Genomic DNA, 16,762 nt, shown 5'->3' with positions numbered 1-16,762 from the left:
CGCTCGGCCGCCGGCGATGAACCTCGCCCGCGCGGCGCAGGCGCTCTTCATTGCCCCTATGCGGGGTATACGGCAAGCTAGTCGCCATTTTATTGGTTGAACCACGCGTGCGCCGAGCTCTCCGCCTGCTGCCCCTGCCCTTGAGCATTGCCATCTGCCTCCCGGCCATGGCTGCCGACAAGCCGTTGAACTGGGGATTGTGCCCGGCCGTGGACCCGCTACCCGGCTTCGACGGCGCCCCAGCCGCAGACCCCAAGGCAGCCGAGATGCGCCCGCAGTTGCCGACCGACATCGAAGGCGACCAGCTGTCCGGGACCAGTACCACTCCGCAATACCAGGGCAACGTGGCGCTCAAGCGCGGCGACCAGTTCCTGGGTGCAGACAATCTGCGCATGGACACCGAGACCGGCAACTACATCGCCGAAGGCAACGTGCGGTACCAGGACAGCTCGTTCCGGATGATTGCCGACCGTGCCGAGGGCAATCAGGACACCGACGCCCACAAGGTCACCAACATCCAGTACCAACTGGTGGACCGGCGCGGCAACGGCGGTGCGGAATCGGTGGACCTGCAGGGCCAGGTCGGCCAGATGCACCGCTCGACCTATACCACCTGCGATCCGTCGCAGCCGATCTGGCGCGTGCGCGCGCCCGAGATCGACGTCGACAATGAAGAAGGCTTCGGCACGGCACGCAATGCCGTGCTGCAGATCGGCAAGGTGCCGGTACTGTATTTCCCCTGGTTCAAGTTCCCGATCGACGACCGCCGTCAGACCGGCCTGCTGTTTCCGCAGTTCGGCCTGTCCGGCCGCAACGGCTTCGACTACCTGCAGCCGATCTATCTCAACCTGGCGCCGAACTACGATGCCACCCTGCTGCCGCGCTATATGAGCAAGCGCGGTTTCATGTTCGGCACCGAATTCCGTTACCTCTACGAGGGCGGTCGTGGTGAGATCACCGGCAATTACCTGCCCAACGACAAATTGCGCGACAAGGACCGTGGCAGCGTCTTCTATAGCGGCTACCACAACGTCAATAGCCACTGGCAGGCGCGCAGCAGCATCTCCTGGGTCAGCGATACGCGCTATGTGGAAGACTTCACCAGCCGCCTGAACGGCATGGGCTCGGCCTCCAGCCTGCAGAGCACCATCGGCATCTACGGCACCGGCGAAACCTGGACTGCTGGACTGATGGCCGATCGTTGGCAATTGACCGACTACACCCTGGACGAGCAGGCGCTGCCCTACAACCGGCAGCCGCGCGCGTATTTCACCTGGGAAAAGCCCTTCGGCATTTTCGAAGCTGGCGTGTATGCCGAAGCGGTGCGCTTCACACACGACGACTCTTACTTCGTCAGGCCACCCATCAATGGCAGCAACAGCGGAAATGACGACGACGACGATTACGTCCGCACCAATATCCGCAACAAGGACTACGGCAACGGCGCGCGCCTGGATGTCAAACCCTATATCTCCATGCCGCTATCCGGCGCGGCATGGTTTCTGACGCCCACCGTAGCGTGGCGCTACACCGCATATCAGTTGGATTCCACGCTGGCCAACACCGCGCCGTTGACCGGTGATCGCTCGCCTTCGCGCAGCCTGCCGATCGCGTCGGTGGACGCCGGACTGTATTTCGATCGCGAGACCTCGCTTTTTGGCACCAGCTATCTCAATACGTTGGAGCCGCGCATGTACTACCTGTATGTGCCGTATCGCGATCAGGACGACCTGCCGGTATTCGACACCCGTCCGTTCACATTCAGCTATGGACAGCTGTTCCGCGACACCCGTTACACCGGCGCCGACCGCCAGAACGATGCCAATCAGCTGACCCTGGCCGTAACGTCACGTTGGCTGCGACAGGACAATGGCCGCGAGAAGCTCTCGCTGAGCGCGGGCCAAATCCTGTACTTCAACGATTCACTGGTCACCATTAACAACAGTACCAATGCCGCCACCGGCGGTAGCGAGCAGCCGATCGAGCAGGGCAAATCTGCCTGGGTGGTCGATGGCAATTACTCGATCAACGACCGCTGGTCGATGGGCGCCACGTATCAGTGGAACCCCAACTCACGCAAGGAAGATCTGGCCAGCCTGCGTACGCGCTACCTGCTCAATAACGATGGCATCATCAATCTGGCCTACCGCTACCGTCGCAACCTGATCGACGACAGCGACCAGCTCAAGCAGGCCGACTTCTCGTTCCTGTACCCGATCAACCCCACCTGGAGTGCGGTTGGCCGTTATTACTACTCGCTACTGGATCGCAAGCCGCTGGAAATCATCGGCGGCGTGCAGTGGGACAGCTGCTGCCTGGCGGTCCGCGCGCTGGTACGCCGGTTCGTGCGCAACCGCGACGGAGAGATGGACAACTCCATCCAGTTCGAGTTCGTGCTCAAGGGCTTGAGCTCGTTTGGCCAGAACACGGACCGCACTTTGCGCCGTGCTATTCTCGGCTATTACCGCGACGACCTGTACCTGGTCCCGCCCAGCAACACCAACACCACGAGCAATCCGGACGATTACGATCCGAACCTGATTCCATGACCAAGCCTTTCTCTGTTCTTCTTGCCTCGCTGCTGGTGATCACCAGCACGGTCTCGCCGCTGGCCTCGGCGCAGCAATCCCAGCCGCTGGATCGTATCGCCGCCATTGTGGACGAAGACGTGGTGCTGCAGAGCGAGCTCGATCGCGCTGTGCGCAACGTCAAGTCGCAATATGCGGGCCGCGAAAACCAGCTGCCGCCGGACGATGTCCTGCAGCGTCAGGTGCTCGAGCGCCTGGTCCTGGTCAAGCTGCAGGTGGGCCGTGCCGATGGCAGCGGGATCCGCGTCAGCGACGAGGAGCTCAACCGCGCCATCGCCAGCATCGCCCAGCAGAACGGCACCACCGTCGATGGCCTGCGTCAGAAGCTGGCGGCCGACGGCATGGCGTACGGCGACTTCCGCTCGTCGGTGCGCGAGGAGATCATCGTGCAGCGCCTGCGTCAGAGCTTTGCGCAGAGCCGCATCAGCGTGAGCGAAGGCGAAGTGGATACCGCGCTGGCCCAGCAGGCCACGACCGGCAGCCAGTATCATCTGGCCCACATCCTGGTCGGCCTGCCCGAAGGCGCGACCGCCGATCAGATCGCCACCGGCCAGAAGAAGGTCGATGGCGTCAAGGCGTTGATCGACAAGGGCGAGCTGGATTTCTCGGCAGCGGCGGTGCGTTATTCGGATAGCCCGAATGCGCTGGAAGGCGGTGACCTGGGCTGGCGCAGCCTGGACGAGATTCCCAACGCGTTTGCCCAGCTCATTCGCGACATGCAGCCTGGCCAGGTGGCCGGCCCGCTGCGTGGCCCCAGCGGTTTCCAGTTGCTCAAGCTGGTGGAAATGCGCGACGCCAATGCCGGCGGCGAGAAGAAGATGGTCACCGAGTACAACGCGCGCCACATTCTGGTCCGCATCGGCGACAACCAGACCGACGCGCAGGCCAAGGCCAAGATCGACACGCTGCGCGCCCGCATCGTGGGCGGCGCGGACTTCCAGGCGACGGCCAAGGAGTCCTCCGAGGACACCAACAGCCGCAGCCAGGGCGGCGACCTGGGCTGGTTCCCGGCCGATGCGTTCGGCCCGGACTTCGGCAAGCAGGTCGAGAGCCTGGCCGATGGCGCCGTGTCCGAGCCGTTCCGCACCCAGGCCGGCTGGCATATCGTGCAGCGCGTCGGCAGCCGCCAGACCGATGTCAGCTCCGAAAACCAGCGTGCGCAGATCCGTGAAACGATCGGTCGCCGCAAGCTGGAAGAGGAATACAACCGCTACCTGCAGGAACTGCGTGGCGAAGCGTACGTGAGCTACCGCACCGGTGATCGTGCCGACGGCAATGCCACTGCCGAGCCGACCAAGCCGGCCGAACCGGCCGCTCCGACCCCGCCGCCGGCACAGCCGGCGCGCTGAGCCGATGGGGGTACCCTCGCTCGCGCTGGTGCCGGGCGAGCCGGCCGGGATCGGGCCGGAACTGTGTGTGCGGCTCGCCCAACGGCCGCGCACGGATGCGCACCTGATCGCCTACGCCGATCCTGACACCCTGCACAGCGCCGCACAGGCGCTGTCGCTGTGTGTGCGCCTGCTCGATCCGGACCAGCCTGCGCGTCGCCCCGGCGACCTGCCGTTGTTTCCGGTTCGACAGGCGGCGCCGACCCGCTTCGGCCACGCCGATCCCGCCAATGCCGCCGCGGTGATTGCCGCCCTGCGCACGGCCGCCGGCGACTGTCTGGCCGGGCGCCTGCAAGGCATCGTGACCGGCCCGGTGCACAAGGCGGTCATCAACGCCGGCGGCATCGCCTATACCGGCACCACTGAATTGCTGGCCGAACAGGCCGGCTGCCCGGTGGTGATGATGCTGGCCAACAGCATCGTGCGCGTGGCGCTGGTGACCACGCACCTGCCGCTACGCGCGGTCGCCGATGCGATCAGCGCCGACGCGCTGGTGCAGTGCCTGCGCATCACCCATACCGCCTTGCAGCGCGACTTCGGCCTGCCGACGCCGCGCATTGCCGTGCTCGGCCTCAACCCGCATGCGGGCGAGGACGGCCACCTGGGCCGCGAGGAACTGGACGTGATCATTCCGGTCCTGCAGCAGCTGCGCGGCGAGGGCCTGCAGCTGATCGGGCCATTGCCGGCAGACACTGCCTTTCTGCCGCGGAAACTGAGCGGCTTCGACGCGGTGGTGGCGATGTACCACGACCAGGGCCTGCCGGTGCTGAAGTACAGTGGTTTCGAGCAGGCGGTGAACATCACCCTGGGCCTGCCCTACCCGCGCGTGGCGGTGGATCACGGCACCGCGCTGGAACTGGCCGGACGCGGCACCGCCGACCCGTCCAGCCTGATGGCGGCCACGGCGTTGTGCGCGCGGCTGGCGGCGCGCGGCTGAGCCACCAGCCAGGCAGGGCATTGCGAAGCTGCGTGCGGGTCACTGGCCGTGGCGGCACACGCCGCGCACGTCGCACCACGCGGCGTGCAGCCGCCGGCTCCGTTAAACTGCGCAGATGAATTCTTCCTTCAGCGCACCGGCCAAGAAGTCGCTTGGCCAGCACTTTCTTGCCGACCGGTATTACATCGACCGGATCGTGCAGGCGGTGGGCCCGCGCGCCGGCCAGCATCTGGTCGAAATCGGCCCCGGCCAGGGCGCCATCACCTTCCCGCTGCTACGCACCCATGGCGCGTTGACCGTGATCGAGTTCGATCGCGACCTGATCGCTCCATTGACCGATGCTGCAGCGCCGATCGGCGCGCTGAGCATCATTCATCGCGACGTGCTCAGCGTGGATTTCACCGCACTGGCCGACGGCACGCCGATCCGCCTGGTCGGCAACCTGCCCTACAACATTTCCTCGCCGATCCTGTTTCATGCGCTGGACCATGCCGCGGCCGTGGCCGACATGCATTTCATGCTGCAGAAGGAAGTGGTCGACCGCATGGCGGCCGGTCCCGGCAGCAAGGTGTATGGCCGGCTAAGTGTGATGCTGCAGGCGTACTGCGAGGTCACCGCGTTGTTCGTGGTGCCGCCGGGCGCGTTCCGGCCGCCGCCGAAGGTGGACTCGGCCGTCGTGCGGCTGGTGCCGCGCGACCCGGCCACGGTGCAGATCAAGGACCGCCGCCGCTTCGCCGATGTGGTGCGCGCCGGTTTCGGGCAGCGCCGCAAGACCCTGCGCAATGCCTTGTCCAATGTGTGCGAACCGGCGCATTTCGAGGCCGCCGGCGTGCGTCCGGATGCCCGCGCCGAGCAGCTCGAGGTCGCCGATTTCATCCGGCTGGCCAATGTCGAGCTGGCTTGAGCACCGCTCCCACAGTGGTTTATTTAGACTTTTCCCATGCACGATGATCCACGCTATCGGGTCGAGGTCGAGGTCTCGCCGCGCTTCCTCGCCCACCAATCGACCCCGGAAGAAGGCCGTTACGCCTTCGCTTACAGCATCCGTATCCAGAATGCGGGCGCGGTGCCTGCGCGCCTGGTGGCGCGCCACTGGAAGATCACCGATGCCAACGGTCGCACCGAACAGGTCGATGGCGAAGGCGTGGTCGGCGAACAACCCTGGCTGCGTCCCGGCGAAGCGTTCCAGTACACCTCCGGGGTGCTGCTGGAAACCGAACAGGGCCAGATGCAGGGCCACTATGACATGGTGGCCGACGATGGCACCGAATTCACCGCCCCGATCGCCGCCTTCGTGCTGAGCGTACCCAGGACGCTGCACTGATGACTGCTGGATTGATGGAGCGCGCGCGATGAGCGTCTGGGCAATTGGCGACCTGCAGGGGTGTTACGACATCACCCAGCGCCTGCTGGAAAAGGTGAACTTCGACCCGGCGCGGGACACGCTGTGGTTCTGCGGCGACCTGGTCAACCGTGGCGGGCAATCGCTGGAGACGTTGCGCCTGGTGCATTCGCTGCGCGCGCATAGCGTGGTGGTGCTGGGCAATCACGACCTCTCGCTGCTGGCGATCGGTGCACGCTCGGAAGAGGAGCAGCGCAAGGTCAATCCGGACCTGCAGCGCATCGTGCTGGCCGAGGACCGCGACGTGCTGCTGGACTGGCTGCGCATGCAGAAGCTGGCGCATGTGGATCGCGAGCTGGGCTGGATGATGATCCATGCCGGGCTGGCCCCGAAGTGGACCACCCAGATGGCCGAGAAACATGCCCGCGAAGTCGAGCAGCAGTTGCAGGGCGGCGGTTATCGCAAGCTGTTGCGCAACATGTACGGCGATCAGCCCGGCTGGTCGCCGGGGCTGAGCGGCTATGAGCGCAGCCGCGCGATCATCAACCTGTTCACGCGCATGCGCTATTGCACCCCGCGCGGGCGGATCGCCACCGACGACAAGGGCACGCCGGGCACCCAGGCGCAGGGCCTGTATCCCTGGTTCGAAGTGCCCGGCCGGGTCGAACGCGATCTGAAGATCGTCTGCGGGCATTGGTCGGCGCTGGGCCTGACGATCACCCAGGGCGTGCACGCCATCGATACCGGCGCGGTGTGGGGCGGCAAGCTCACCGCCCTGCAGCTGGACACCGACGAACTGCGCGTCGTGCAGGTCCCCGGGCGCGAAGTCCCCACTCCGGCAGCACCGGCAGCGCATGCGCCGCGGCGCCCGCGCGAGGGCCAGGGCCGCCAGCGCGGGCGTGGCCGTGGACGGGGCCACGGCGGCGGCGGTGGCGCGAACACGGGGGCCGACACAACGGCGCCCAACCGTCCGGCCACACCGGCAACGGAATGATCCGCCAGCGAGGCGTGCGGCACGACGCGCGTCTGGCTGACTCTCGCAAGGTCGCGCGATGCGCGCCGCATGCAGCAGCGTGCGGGCTGTGACTCAGGACGCACGCTACGCGTTCGTAGCATTCCGACGTTTCGATGCGCAGAAGGAACGTAAGGGTCGCCAGGCTTACGCCTAGATCTGGTTCCGGTTCTAGGCCCGCATCAATTGCTGATGCCCCGCGTGCCGGAACCTTGAGGCAATCATGTCCGACCGAGTAAATGGCCATGCCATTGCGGTGCTGGCGTGGCGGCTGTACCGGATGACGCAGCCAGGTCCTTCGACCTGGATGAGCCGCGAACGATCGTGCCGGCACTACGTGCAGCGCCGCGATATGCGTCGCCATCACTCCGTGCGAATCGCGACACATCACGCCTCATGGATTGAATAAAACACTATCCGCTTTGCATCTCTGTTTCGAATTTCTCTCTGGCTGGATGGATGGCATTTCCAACGATCGGGCCTGCAACCGTCTGCGGTTATTCATTGAGTGATATCCAACACACTGCTGCGGAGATGTTTTTCCACAAACAGTTATGACGCGCTTATTTCCTGACGCACTTTCCTGATGCATCGAGAGGTATGAGGAAACGCGCGCGAAACAGCGCGATTCCATTGAGTCGCGCACTTTTTCATCACGTCATTCTCAAACCTCCTAAGCCATCGGGCATTTACAGGCGCCAAGGCATTGCCATCGCTTGGGTCCGGCAGGCAGATTGAAATGGCTGGCTGCTTGCGCACGCACAGTGGCAACGCAGCACATTCTGCCTCCATCGCAACAGTGGGGCTGCCGGGACGGGATACCGCTTTGCCGTGACCCGGTCCGCCGCACCATAGGAACCTTTGCATGCGCACACCGTTGAATGTTGTCGCTGTCTCCGGCAGCTCGGCCCGTCCGTCGCGCAGCCTTGCGCTGACCGAGGCCACCCTGGCCGCACTGGCCCAACGCATTGCGATCAAGCCCAGCATCGTGCACCTGGGCGATATCGCCCGGCCGCTGGGTGCAGCGCTGTGGCGCAACGAACTGGACGAGCACACCGAACACGCACTGCGCCAGATCGAGACCGCGGAGCTGTTGCTGGTGGTCGCCCCGGTGTATCGCGGTTCCTATCCAGGGCTGCTGAAGCATCTGTTCGATCTCATCGACATCAGCGCCTTGATCGATACGCCCGTCTTGCTCGCCGCCACCGGCGGCAGTGAGCGGCATGCCCTGGTGATCGACCACCAGCTGCGCCCGTTGTTCGCCTTCTTCCAGGCGCTGGCCCTGCCGGTCGGCATCTATGCCGCCGAAGCGGATTTTCAGGATTACCGGGTGAGCAATCCGGCACTGCGCGAGCGCATCGCGCTGGCCGCAGAACGTGCCGCCGGCGTGCTTGGTGCGCGACCGGATGCGCTATTGCGTATTGCCTGAACCAGTCGCCAGCGGTGTGCACCGCCTGAGCGGCACGCGCGCTGAAACGCAGGAAGCGCTCAACCGATCCACGCCTGAGGACACCACGATGCAGATGTTCTGGTTCATCCCCACCCACGGCGACAGCCGCTATCTGGGCACCAGCGACGGCGCACGCCAGGTCAGTGCCGAGTACGTCACCCAGGTGGCGGTCGCTGCCGACACGCTGGGCTACGAAGGTGTGCTGATTCCCACCGGGCGCTCGTGCGAGGACCCGTGGGTGATTGCCTCCAGCCTGATCAATGCCACGCGTCGGTTGAAGTTCCTGGTCGCGCTGCGCCCGGGGTTGATGGCACCGGCGCTGGCCGCGCGCACGGCGGCCAGCTTCGACCGGCTCTCCGGTGGGCGCTTGCTGGTGAATCTGGTCACCGGTGGCGACCGCGGCGAGCTGGAAGGCGATGGCGTGTTCCTGGACCACGCCGAACGTTACGAAGCCTCGGCCGAATTCATCCGGATCTGGCGCGAGATCATCGCCCACAGCCACACCGGCGAGAGCTACGACTTCGATGGCAAACACCTGCAGGTCAAGGCGGCCAAGCTGCTGTATCCCACGGTGCAGACGCCGTATCCGCCGGTCTGGTTCGGTGGCTCGTCCGATGCCGCGCACGATCTGGCGGCCGAGCAGGTGGATACCTACCTGACCTGGGGCGAGCCGCCGGAAGCGGTGGCGGAAAAGATCGCCTCGGTGCGCAGCAAGGCCGCTGCGCTCGGGCGCACGCTCACCTTCGGCATCCGCCTGCACGTGATCGTGCGCGAAACCGACGAGGCAGCATGGGCGGCGGCGGAATCGCTGATCAGTCATCTCGACGACGAAACCGTGGAGCGCGCGCAGAGTGCGTTTGCGCGCATGGATTCGGTGGGCCAGCGACGCATGGCTGCACTGCACGGCCGCGGTCAGCGCCGGACACGTGCCGATCTGGAAGTCAGTCCCAACCTGTGGGCCGGCGTCGGCCTGGTGCGCGGCGGTGCCGGCACCGCGCTGGTGGGCGACCCGCAGACCGTGGCCAGGCGGATCGAGGAATACGCCGCGCTCGGCATCGACACCTTCATCTTCTCGGGCTACCCGCATCTGGAAGAGGCCTACCGTTTCGCCGAGCTGGTGTTCCCGCTGCTGCCGCGCGCGGTCAAACAGAAACTTCCTGGCCAGGCACTGAGCGGGCCCTTCGGCGAAGTCATCGCCAACACCATCGTGCCACGCGCTTCGGCGCGCTGACTGGAGCCCTCATGAAGCGTCGCAACCTGCTCAAACTCGGAACCCTCGCCGGCGTCGCGCTCGGCAGCTCGCCGCTGTTGTCGCGCGCCGCATTCGCGCAAGCCAAGCCCGCAGTTCCCAAGCAACTGCGCCTGGACTATGCCTATTACTCGCCCACTTCGCTGGTGCTCAAGCACTTCGGTTGGCTGGAACAAGCGCTCAAGGCGCAGGGCACCGCGGTGACCTGGGTGCTGTCGGCCGGCAGCAACCGCGCACTCGAATACCTGGCCGGCAACAGCATCGATTTCGCCAGCACCGCTGGCCTGGCCGCCTTGCTGGCGCGCGCCAACGGCAATCCGGTCAAGGCGGTCTACGTCTATTCCCGGCCGGAGTGGGTTGCACTGGCCGTCGGCAAGCGTTCGCCGATCCAGCGCGTGGCCGAGCTCAAGGGCAAGCGGATTGCGGCAACCAAGGGCACCGATGCCTATCTCTTCCTGCTGCGTGCGCTCCGCCAGGCGGGGCTGGACAAGAACGCGGTGAACATCGTCCATCTGCAGCATGCCGATGGCCGTACCGCGCTGGAGCGTGGCGATGTGGACGCCTGGTCGGGCCTGGATCCGCACCTGGCGGCCAGCCAGATCGAAGCCGGCTCACGCTTGATCTACCGTAACGTGGCCTTCAATTCGTATGGTTTCCTGAACACCAGCGAGGCGTTTGCCGCGGCCTACCCGGCGCAGATTCCGCTGGTGCTGCAGGCCTATGAAAAGGCGCGCCGCTGGGCCATCGAACATCCCGACGCGCTGGTCGGCCTGATCGCCGAGGAGGCCCGCGTCTCGCTGCCGGTGGCCAAGCTACAGCTGCAGCGCAACGACTTCAGTCGTCCGCTGATCGGCGCCGAGCAACATGCCGCCTTGCAGAGCGCTGCGCCGATCCTGCTCGAAGAAGGCCTGGTCCGGCCCGGCACCGATCTGAGCAAGGTGCTGGCCACGCTGATCGATGCCAGCTACGCCAAACGCGCACACGTGGCGCAGGGCTGAGCGCGGCCATGAACGAGACCTCCTTGCGCGTTTCCCGCACGCTGGCCGGCACGCCATCGCGGCCGCGACTCAGGCTGCCGGCCAGCAGCCTTGGCTGGCTCCTGCCGCTCAGCTTCTTCGCCGCTATTGAATTGGCCGCTGTGTTCGGCTGGACGCCGCGCTACCTGCTGCCGCCGCCAAGCCAGATCCTGTCCACGCTTGCCGACGAGGCAGGCCGTGGCTTGGCCGGCCACATCGGCGCCAGCGTGTTGCGGGTGCTGGCGGGCTTTACGATCGGCGCCGGGCTCGGCGTGCTGGTCGGCGTGGGGGTGGGCCTGAGCCGCTGGCTGGAACGCCTGCTCGACCCCAGCTTCCAGGCGTTGCGCGCGGTGCCCAGCCTGGCCTGGGTGCCGTTGCTGCTGCTGTGGATGGGGATCGATGAAGCACCCAAGATCACCCTGATCGCTATCGGCGCGTTTTTCCCGGTGTATCTGGGCGTGGTAACCGGACTGCGCCAGGTCGACCGCACGCTGGTGGAACTTGGCGAAAGCTACGGCCTGTCCAAGCTGCGGCTGGTACGGAGGATCCTGCTTCCGGCCGCGCTGCCATCGATCTTCACCGGGCTGCGCACCAGCCTGAGCCTGGCCTGGATGTTTCTGGTCGCCGCCGAACTGATCGCCGCCACGCGGGGGCTGGGCTATCTGCTGAGCGATGGACGCGAAACCTCGCGCCCGGACATCGTAATCGGTGCCATCGTGTTGCTGGCATTGCTCGGCAAACTCAGCGACGGCGCGCTCAAGGCGATCGAGACGCGCACGCTGCACTGGCGCGACAACCTGCAGAACAGCCACACCCACCTGCGCGCGGCACACGACGCATGAGTGCCGGCCTGCAGATCCGGATTGCGGCCAAGCGCTTCGGCCAGCGCAGCGTGCTGCAGGATATCGACCTGCGCGTGGCACCCGGCCAGATCCTGAGCCTGATCGGCGCCAGCGGCTGCGGCAAAAGCACCTTGCTGCGCATCGTGTCCGGCCTGGAACGCGATTACACCGGCGAGGTGGTGCTGGACGGCGTGCGCGTGCAGGGCGCCGACCGCCGCATCGGCTTCATCTTCCAGGAACCACGTTTGTTGCCCTGGCTGGATGTGGCCGCCAATGTCGCCTTCGCCGACGACACCGGGCTGTCGCCAGCCGCTGCACGGCAATCGCCGCGCGTGCAGCAATTACTGGCCGAGGTCGGCCTGCTCGACCACGCCACCGCCTTACCCAAGCAGTTGTCCGGCGGCCAGGCGCAGCGGGTGGCACTGGCGCGCGGGCTGTATCGGCAGCCGCAGATGCTGTTGCTGGACGAGCCCTTCAGCGCGGTGGATGCCTTCACCCGCATCAAGCTGCAGGACCTGCTCCTGCGGCTGGCCCACGAGCACGGCTTCACCGTGTTGCTGGTGACCCACGATATCGAGGAGGCCGCCTATCTGAGCGACCGCGCCATCGTCATCGGCGGTCACCCCGGGTCGATCGTGCAGACGCAGGTGCTGGACACACCGCGTCCGCGCCACCGCCAGGACCATGCGCCAGCGCTACATCAGGCGCGACAGGCATTGCTGGCCGCACTGCACGACATCCACGTGCTGTAGCCGCTGGCCCGTCCTCAGATGCATCCGTCGCTGCTGGGCAGTGACCGCATGCACTGCCGAATCGATTGCCAGCCCCGCCACGGCTCACCCTTTGCGTCTTGAACGAGATCCCCGCATGACCGACGGCCGACCGCAACCGACCCTGCTCGATCCGCTGCACACCGCGCAGCGCCTGGCGAGCGAGTTTGCCGCCACGGCAGTCGAACGCGATGCACGTGGCGGCACGCCCAAGGCCGAGCGCGATGCGCTACGCGTCAGCGGGCTGCTCGGCCTGAGCATCCCGGTGCAGTATGGCGGGCTGGGCGCCAGCTGGAGCGAGGTGCTGACGGTCGTGCGCGAGTTCGCCCGGGTCGACAGTTCGATCGCGCATGTGTTCGGCTTCCACCACCTGATGCTGGCCACCGTGCGCCTGTTCGGCCAGCCGGCACAGTGGCAGCCCTGGCTGGAGCAGACCGCGCGCAAACACTGGTTCTGGGGCAACGCGCTCAACCCGCTGGATACGCGCACAGTGGCGGTGCAATGCGATGGCTGGCGCGAGTTTTCCGGCAGGAAGAGTTTCTGTTCCGGCGCCATCGATTCGCAGATGCTGATCGCCTCGGCGCTGGACGAACGCAGCGGCAAGCTGTTGATCGGTGCGATTCCCACCGCGCGCAGCGGCATCACGCTGGGTCACGACTGGGACAACATCGGGCAGCGCCAGACCGACAGCGGCAGCACCACCTTCGAGCGCGTGCGCGTGGAAGAGAGCGAACTGCTGCTCGATCCCGGACCCTTGAGTACGCCGTTTGCGTGTCTGCGCCCGTTGCTCGCGCAGCTGATGTTTGCGCATGTCTTCCTCGGCATCACCGAAGGCGCGTTCGAGGAGGCACGCCGCTATACCTTGACCGAAACGCGGCCGTGGCATCGCTCCGGGGTCGAGCAGGCCAGCGACGATCCGTACATCCTCGCCCATTACGGCGACTTCTGGCTGGGCCTGGAAAGCGCCCGCCTGCTGGCCGGGCGGGCTGCCGAATTGCTCGACGCCGCCTGGCGCAAGGAGCATGCGCTGGGCGGCGACGAACGCGCACAGGTCGCCGTGGCGGTGGCCGCCGCAAAGGTCGCCAGCACGCGTGTCGGGCTGGAGGTGTGCAGCAAACTGTTCGACGTCACCGGCGCGCGTGCCACGCATGCGGCACTGCGGCTGGACCGCTACTGGCGCAACCTGCGCACCCAGACCTTGCACGACCCGGTCGACTACAAGGTGCGCGAGCTCGGTGAGTGGGCACTGCGGCAACAGGCGCCCACACCGAGCTTCTATTCCTGAGCCGCCGATGCTGCGCTGGTGGCGTGATCTGCTGCACGCAATCGCGCGTATCGCGCAACGCCCGCTCGCCCCCGTCATCCACCACGCCTGGCTGATGCACCGCGACGGCGTGATTCGCGCCGAGGACATCCAGCTGCCGCCACAGCGCCTGCCCTCCCGTCTCGGTGACGAGCCGCCCACGGATGGCCAGGCGCTGCTTGCACGGGCCTTTGCCAGACCGTTCGAGACAGGCGACGCCGCATTGCACGCAACGGTCAAAGAGCAGCTGTTCCGTGCGGCCTATCGGCACTGCGACCAGAATCAGGTCAGGACAGCTGCACTGTTGGGAGTCAGCCGCAACGTCGTGCGTGCACGGCTGATCGCGCTGGGCGAACTGGTCGTTAACACGCGCTCCGGCTGAGGTGCGCCTGCCCGGCGCAGGATGACGGTGCCGAGCCACCAGCACGGCTGAGCGCGCATGCTGCAACAGCAAGGTCGCAGCACAACGGCCAAGGCTCAGCGGCGCCGGTAGTCCACGTACTCGAACGCAAACGCATGGCGCTCATCGGCCGCATGCGCCTGGCGCTGGACCGGTTCCCACACGGCGGGATCGATCGGCGGGAAATGCGTGTCGGCGCCGGCGACCACGGTATCCACTTCGGTCACTGCCAGCAGATCGGCATGTTCCAAGGTCAGCCGATACACCTCCCCGCCACCGATCACGCACAGCGCCTGCGCGCCCTCATGCGCGGCACGTTCGATGGCCTGCTCCACCGATGCCACCGCCTGCATGCCCTCGAACGGCACGTGCCCCGAGCGCGTCAGCACCAGGTTCAACCGCCCCGGCAGCGCACGTCCCAGCGACTGCGCCGTCTTGCGCCCCATCAGGATCGGCTTGCCCAACGTCAGCGCCTTGAAACGCTTGAGGTCATCGGGCAATTTCCACGGCAGGTCGTTGTCGCGGCCAATGGCGTTGTTGCGGTCGAGGGCGACGATCAGCGAAATGCGCGGATGGGACGCCCGTGACCCGGGACCCGGGACCCGGGACCCGGAAAGCGAGGTGCCGCCCAATGCCGGGTCCGCCGCATCCGTAACGTTCGCAGCACTGCCGGTCGTTGCAATTGCAGTTGCAGTCGCCGTTCGCGCGCCCCGGGTCCCGGGTCCCGGGTCCCGGCCCTTCATACCGCCACCGGCGCCTTGATCGCCGGATGCGGGTCGTAGCCTTCGATGGCGATGTCTTCGAAGCGGAACGCGAACAGGTCGGTCACCTCCGGATTCAGGCGCAAGCTGGGCAGCGCGCGCGGTGTGCGCGCCAGCTGCTCGCGCGCCTGTTCGAAGTGATTCGAATACAGATGCGCATCGCCCAGCGTATGCACGAAATCGCCCACACCCAGGCCGGTGGCCTGCGCCACCATGTGCGTCAGCAGGGCATAGCTGGCGATATTGAACGGCACACCCAGAAAAATATCGCCACTGCGCTGATACAGCTGGCAACTGAGCTTGCCGTTCACCACGTAGAACTGGAACAGGCTGTGACACGGCATCAGCGCCATCTGCGGCAATTCGCCCACATTCCAGGCGCTGATCACCAGCCGGCGCGAATCCGGGTTGCGCTTGATCTCGTCCACCAGCCATTGCATCTGATCGATCTCGACGCCGTCCGGGCCGGTCCAGCGTCGCCATTGCTTGCCGTACACCGGACCCAGGTCGCCATTGGCGTCGGCCCATTCGTCCCAGATGCGCACCTGGTTGTCTTTCAGATACCCGATGTTGGTATCGCCCTGCAGGAACCACAGCAGCTCGTGAATGATCGAGCGCAGATGCAGCTTTTTGGTGGTGACCAGCGGAAAGCCGTCGTTGAGGTCGAAGCGCATCTGCCAGCCGAACACGCTGCGCGTGCCAGTGCCGGTGCGGTCGGACTTCTCGGCGCCGTGTTCCAGCACATGCCGCAGCAGATCCAGATACGGCTTCACTTGGCCGCCTCTGCCGTGGCCGGTGCTGCAACCACCGGCTGCAGCACCGGCGCGCGGCGCGACATCGCCAGCAACACCAGGCCCACGGCAATCAACGGCAGGCTCAGGATCTGCCCCATCGTCAGCCAGTTGAAGGCCAGGTAGCCGATCGGCGCGTCCGGCACGCGTACGAACTCCACGATGAAGCGGAACACGCCGTACAGCAGCGCGAACAGACCCGACACCGCGTAACGGGCGCGCGGCTTCATCGAGAACGCCCACAGCACCACGAACATCACCACGCCTTCCAGCGCTGCTTCGTAAAGCTGCGAGGGATGGCGTGCAAACTGATTCAATGCGCCGGCGGCGTACTGTGCCTGGATCTGCGCCGGCAACTGGTTCGCAAGCTCCGGCGCATGCGGAAAGATCACGCCCCAGCCGGCCTGCGTGAACTTGCCCCACAACTCGCCGCCGACGAAATTGCCCAGCCTCCCGAACCCAAGGCCCAGCGGCACCAGCGGCGCCACGAAATCCATGACATCGAAGAAATGCAGCCGGTGCTTGCGTGCCCACAGCCAGCACGCGATCAGCACGCCGAGCAGGCCGCCGTGGAAGCTCATGCCGCCTTCCCACACCTTGAACAGGATCAGCGGGTTGGCCAGGAAGGTCTCGAAGGCATAGAACAGCATGTAGCCGATGCGCCCGCCCAACACCACGCCGAGCATGCCGTAGAACAGCAGGTCGGAAAAACCGTCCATGTCCACCCCGGGCAGGCGGCCGCGCAGGATGCGCGAGCGACCCAGCGCCCAGGCCGAGAAGAACGCCGCCAGATACATCAAGCCGTACCAGTGCACCTGCACCGGGCCGAGCGAGAAGGCGATGGGGTCGATGGCGTGCAGATAGATCATGCGGACCGCGTATCACGTAGAGCGAGGCGGCTATTCTGACACCT

The 16,762-nt window shown here is 66.0% G+C and carries 16 protein-coding genes; 13 read left to right on the top strand and 3 right to left on the bottom strand.

Going from position 1 to position 16,762, the window contains the following annotated elements; all coding sequences use genetic code 11:
• The first annotated feature begins 107 nt into the window (after window positions 1-107).
• The 13 genes from lptD to ACCQ12_RS04425 all read left to right on the top strand — a co-directional run bounded on the left by lptD (window position 108) and on the right by ACCQ12_RS04425 (window position 14,279).
• A complete protein-coding gene (lptD, locus tag ACCQ12_RS04485) occupies window positions 108-2,549 on the top strand; it encodes an LPS-assembly protein LptD (protein WP_372383048.1) in 2,442 nt (813 codons plus the stop codon).
• Window positions 2,546-3,937, top strand: a complete 1,392-nt coding sequence (locus tag ACCQ12_RS04480; RefSeq protein ID WP_184439544.1) for a peptidylprolyl isomerase — start codon at window positions 2,546-2,548, stop codon at window positions 3,935-3,937. Before lptD ends, ACCQ12_RS04480 begins: the two co-directional genes overlap by 4 nt.
• 4 nt (window positions 3,938-3,941) lie before the next feature.
• Window positions 3,942-4,913 carry a 4-hydroxythreonine-4-phosphate dehydrogenase PdxA gene (gene pdxA / locus ACCQ12_RS04475; protein ID WP_372383047.1) on the top strand — a complete coding sequence of 324 codons (972 nt, stop codon included), beginning with the start codon at window positions 3,942-3,944 and terminating at the stop codon, window positions 4,911-4,913.
• A 115-nt stretch (window positions 4,914-5,028) separates the two neighbouring features.
• A complete protein-coding gene (gene rsmA, locus ACCQ12_RS04470; RefSeq protein ID WP_039413030.1) occupies window positions 5,029-5,817 on the top strand; it encodes a 16S rRNA (adenine(1518)-N(6)/adenine(1519)-N(6))-dimethyltransferase RsmA in 789 nt (262 codons plus the stop codon).
• Between the two features lie 36 nt (window positions 5,818-5,853).
• Window positions 5,854-6,237 carry a Co2+/Mg2+ efflux facilitator ApaG/CorD gene (gene apaG / locus ACCQ12_RS04465; protein WP_039413027.1) on the top strand — a complete coding sequence of 128 codons (384 nt, stop codon included), beginning with the start codon at window positions 5,854-5,856 and terminating at the stop codon, window positions 6,235-6,237.
• A gap of 28 nt (window positions 6,238-6,265) precedes the next feature.
• Entirely contained in the window at window positions 6,266-7,249 is a 984-nt protein-coding gene (locus ACCQ12_RS04460; RefSeq protein WP_166752414.1) for a symmetrical bis(5'-nucleosyl)-tetraphosphatase, read from the top strand.
• A gap of 883 nt (window positions 7,250-8,132) precedes the next feature.
• Window positions 8,133-8,696, top strand: coding sequence for an FMN reductase (msuE, locus tag ACCQ12_RS04455; RefSeq protein ID WP_104580916.1), 564 nt, complete (start codon window positions 8,133-8,135; stop codon window positions 8,694-8,696).
• A gap of 88 nt (window positions 8,697-8,784) precedes the next feature.
• On the top strand, window positions 8,785-9,948 hold the full coding sequence (gene ssuD, locus ACCQ12_RS04450) for an FMNH2-dependent alkanesulfonate monooxygenase (RefSeq protein ID WP_166743950.1): 1,164 nt from the start codon (window positions 8,785-8,787) through the stop codon (window positions 9,946-9,948).
• Between the two features lie 11 nt (window positions 9,949-9,959).
• On the top strand, window positions 9,960-10,964 hold the full coding sequence (locus ACCQ12_RS04445) for an aliphatic sulfonate ABC transporter substrate-binding protein (RefSeq protein ID WP_372383046.1): 1,005 nt from the start codon (window positions 9,960-9,962) through the stop codon (window positions 10,962-10,964).
• 8 nt (window positions 10,965-10,972) lie between these two features.
• Entirely contained in the window at window positions 10,973-11,824 is an 852-nt protein-coding gene (locus ACCQ12_RS04440) for an ABC transporter permease (RefSeq protein WP_228333527.1), read from the top strand.
• The gene (locus ACCQ12_RS04435; protein WP_372383045.1) at window positions 11,821-12,576 is read left to right on the top strand and encodes an ABC transporter ATP-binding protein; all 756 of its coding nucleotides are present in this window, start codon (window positions 11,821-11,823) and stop codon (window positions 12,574-12,576) included. Before ACCQ12_RS04440 ends, ACCQ12_RS04435 begins: the two co-directional genes overlap by 4 nt.
• A gap of 115 nt (window positions 12,577-12,691) precedes the next feature.
• Complete coding sequence (locus ACCQ12_RS04430) at window positions 12,692-13,879, top strand: acyl-CoA dehydrogenase family protein (protein ID WP_372383044.1); 1,188 nt, start codon at window positions 12,692-12,694, stop codon at window positions 13,877-13,879.
• A gap of 7 nt (window positions 13,880-13,886) precedes the next feature.
• Entirely contained in the window at window positions 13,887-14,279 is a 393-nt protein-coding gene (locus ACCQ12_RS04425) for a hypothetical protein (RefSeq protein ID WP_372383043.1), read from the top strand.
• Between the two features lie 95 nt (window positions 14,280-14,374).
• Here ACCQ12_RS04425 and ACCQ12_RS04420 read toward each other — a convergent pair whose 3' ends face one another.
• The 3 genes from ACCQ12_RS04420 to lgt form a co-directional block, all read right to left on the bottom strand.
• Window positions 14,375-14,863 (bottom strand): dihydrofolate reductase, encoded by a 489-nt coding sequence (locus ACCQ12_RS04420; protein ID WP_372383555.1) that lies wholly within the window; start codon window positions 14,861-14,863, stop codon window positions 14,375-14,377.
• Between the two features lie 173 nt (window positions 14,864-15,036).
• Window positions 15,037-15,831 carry a thymidylate synthase gene (locus ACCQ12_RS04415; protein ID WP_166752418.1) on the bottom strand — a complete coding sequence of 265 codons (795 nt, stop codon included), beginning with the start codon at window positions 15,829-15,831 and terminating at the stop codon, window positions 15,037-15,039.
• Window positions 15,828-16,718, bottom strand: a complete 891-nt coding sequence (lgt, locus tag ACCQ12_RS04410) for a prolipoprotein diacylglyceryl transferase (RefSeq protein ID WP_166750249.1) — start codon at window positions 16,716-16,718, stop codon at window positions 15,828-15,830. The genes ACCQ12_RS04415 and lgt overlap by 4 nt, the downstream gene beginning before the upstream one ends.
• Window positions 16,719-16,762 lie beyond the last annotated feature (44 nt).

Origin of the sequence: Xanthomonas sp. NCPPB 1068 (assembly GCF_041479385.2) — a bacterium.
Classification (GTDB): domain Bacteria; phylum Pseudomonadota; class Gammaproteobacteria; order Xanthomonadales; family Xanthomonadaceae; genus Xanthomonas; species Xanthomonas cannabis.
The sequence above is the reverse complement of the archived record's forward strand: the minus strand, read 5'-3'. Positions and strand labels throughout refer to the sequence as shown.

Bases quoted from the DNA above. Each gene is read 5' to 3' on its own strand.
- ACCQ12_RS04480 (WP_184439544.1), top strand. From the start codon at position 2,546: ATGACCAAGCCTTTCTCTGTTCTTCTTGCCTCGCTGCTGGTGATCACC.
- pdxA (WP_372383047.1), top strand. From the start codon at position 3,942: ATGGGGGTACCCTCGCTCGCGCTGGTGCCGGGCGAGCCGGCCGGGATC.
- rsmA (WP_039413030.1), top strand. From the start codon at position 5,029: ATGAATTCTTCCTTCAGCGCACCGGCCAAGAAGTCGCTTGGCCAGCAC.
- apaG (WP_039413027.1), top strand. From the start codon at position 5,854: ATGCACGATGATCCACGCTATCGGGTCGAGGTCGAGGTCTCGCCGCGC.
- ACCQ12_RS04460 (WP_166752414.1), top strand. From the start codon at position 6,266: ATGAGCGTCTGGGCAATTGGCGACCTGCAGGGGTGTTACGACATCACC.
- msuE (WP_104580916.1), top strand. From the start codon at position 8,133: ATGCGCACACCGTTGAATGTTGTCGCTGTCTCCGGCAGCTCGGCCCGT.
- ssuD (WP_166743950.1), top strand. From the start codon at position 8,785: ATGCAGATGTTCTGGTTCATCCCCACCCACGGCGACAGCCGCTATCTG.
- ACCQ12_RS04445 (WP_372383046.1), top strand. From the start codon at position 9,960: ATGAAGCGTCGCAACCTGCTCAAACTCGGAACCCTCGCCGGCGTCGCG.
- ACCQ12_RS04440 (WP_228333527.1), top strand. From the start codon at position 10,973: ATGAACGAGACCTCCTTGCGCGTTTCCCGCACGCTGGCCGGCACGCCA.
- ACCQ12_RS04435 (WP_372383045.1), top strand. From the start codon at position 11,821: ATGAGTGCCGGCCTGCAGATCCGGATTGCGGCCAAGCGCTTCGGCCAG.
- ACCQ12_RS04430 (WP_372383044.1), top strand. From the start codon at position 12,692: ATGACCGACGGCCGACCGCAACCGACCCTGCTCGATCCGCTGCACACC.
- ACCQ12_RS04425 (WP_372383043.1), top strand. From the start codon at position 13,887: ATGCTGCGCTGGTGGCGTGATCTGCTGCACGCAATCGCGCGTATCGCG.
- lgt (WP_166750249.1), bottom strand. From the start codon at position 16,718: ATGATCTATCTGCACGCCATCGACCCCATCGCCTTCTCGCTCGGCCCG.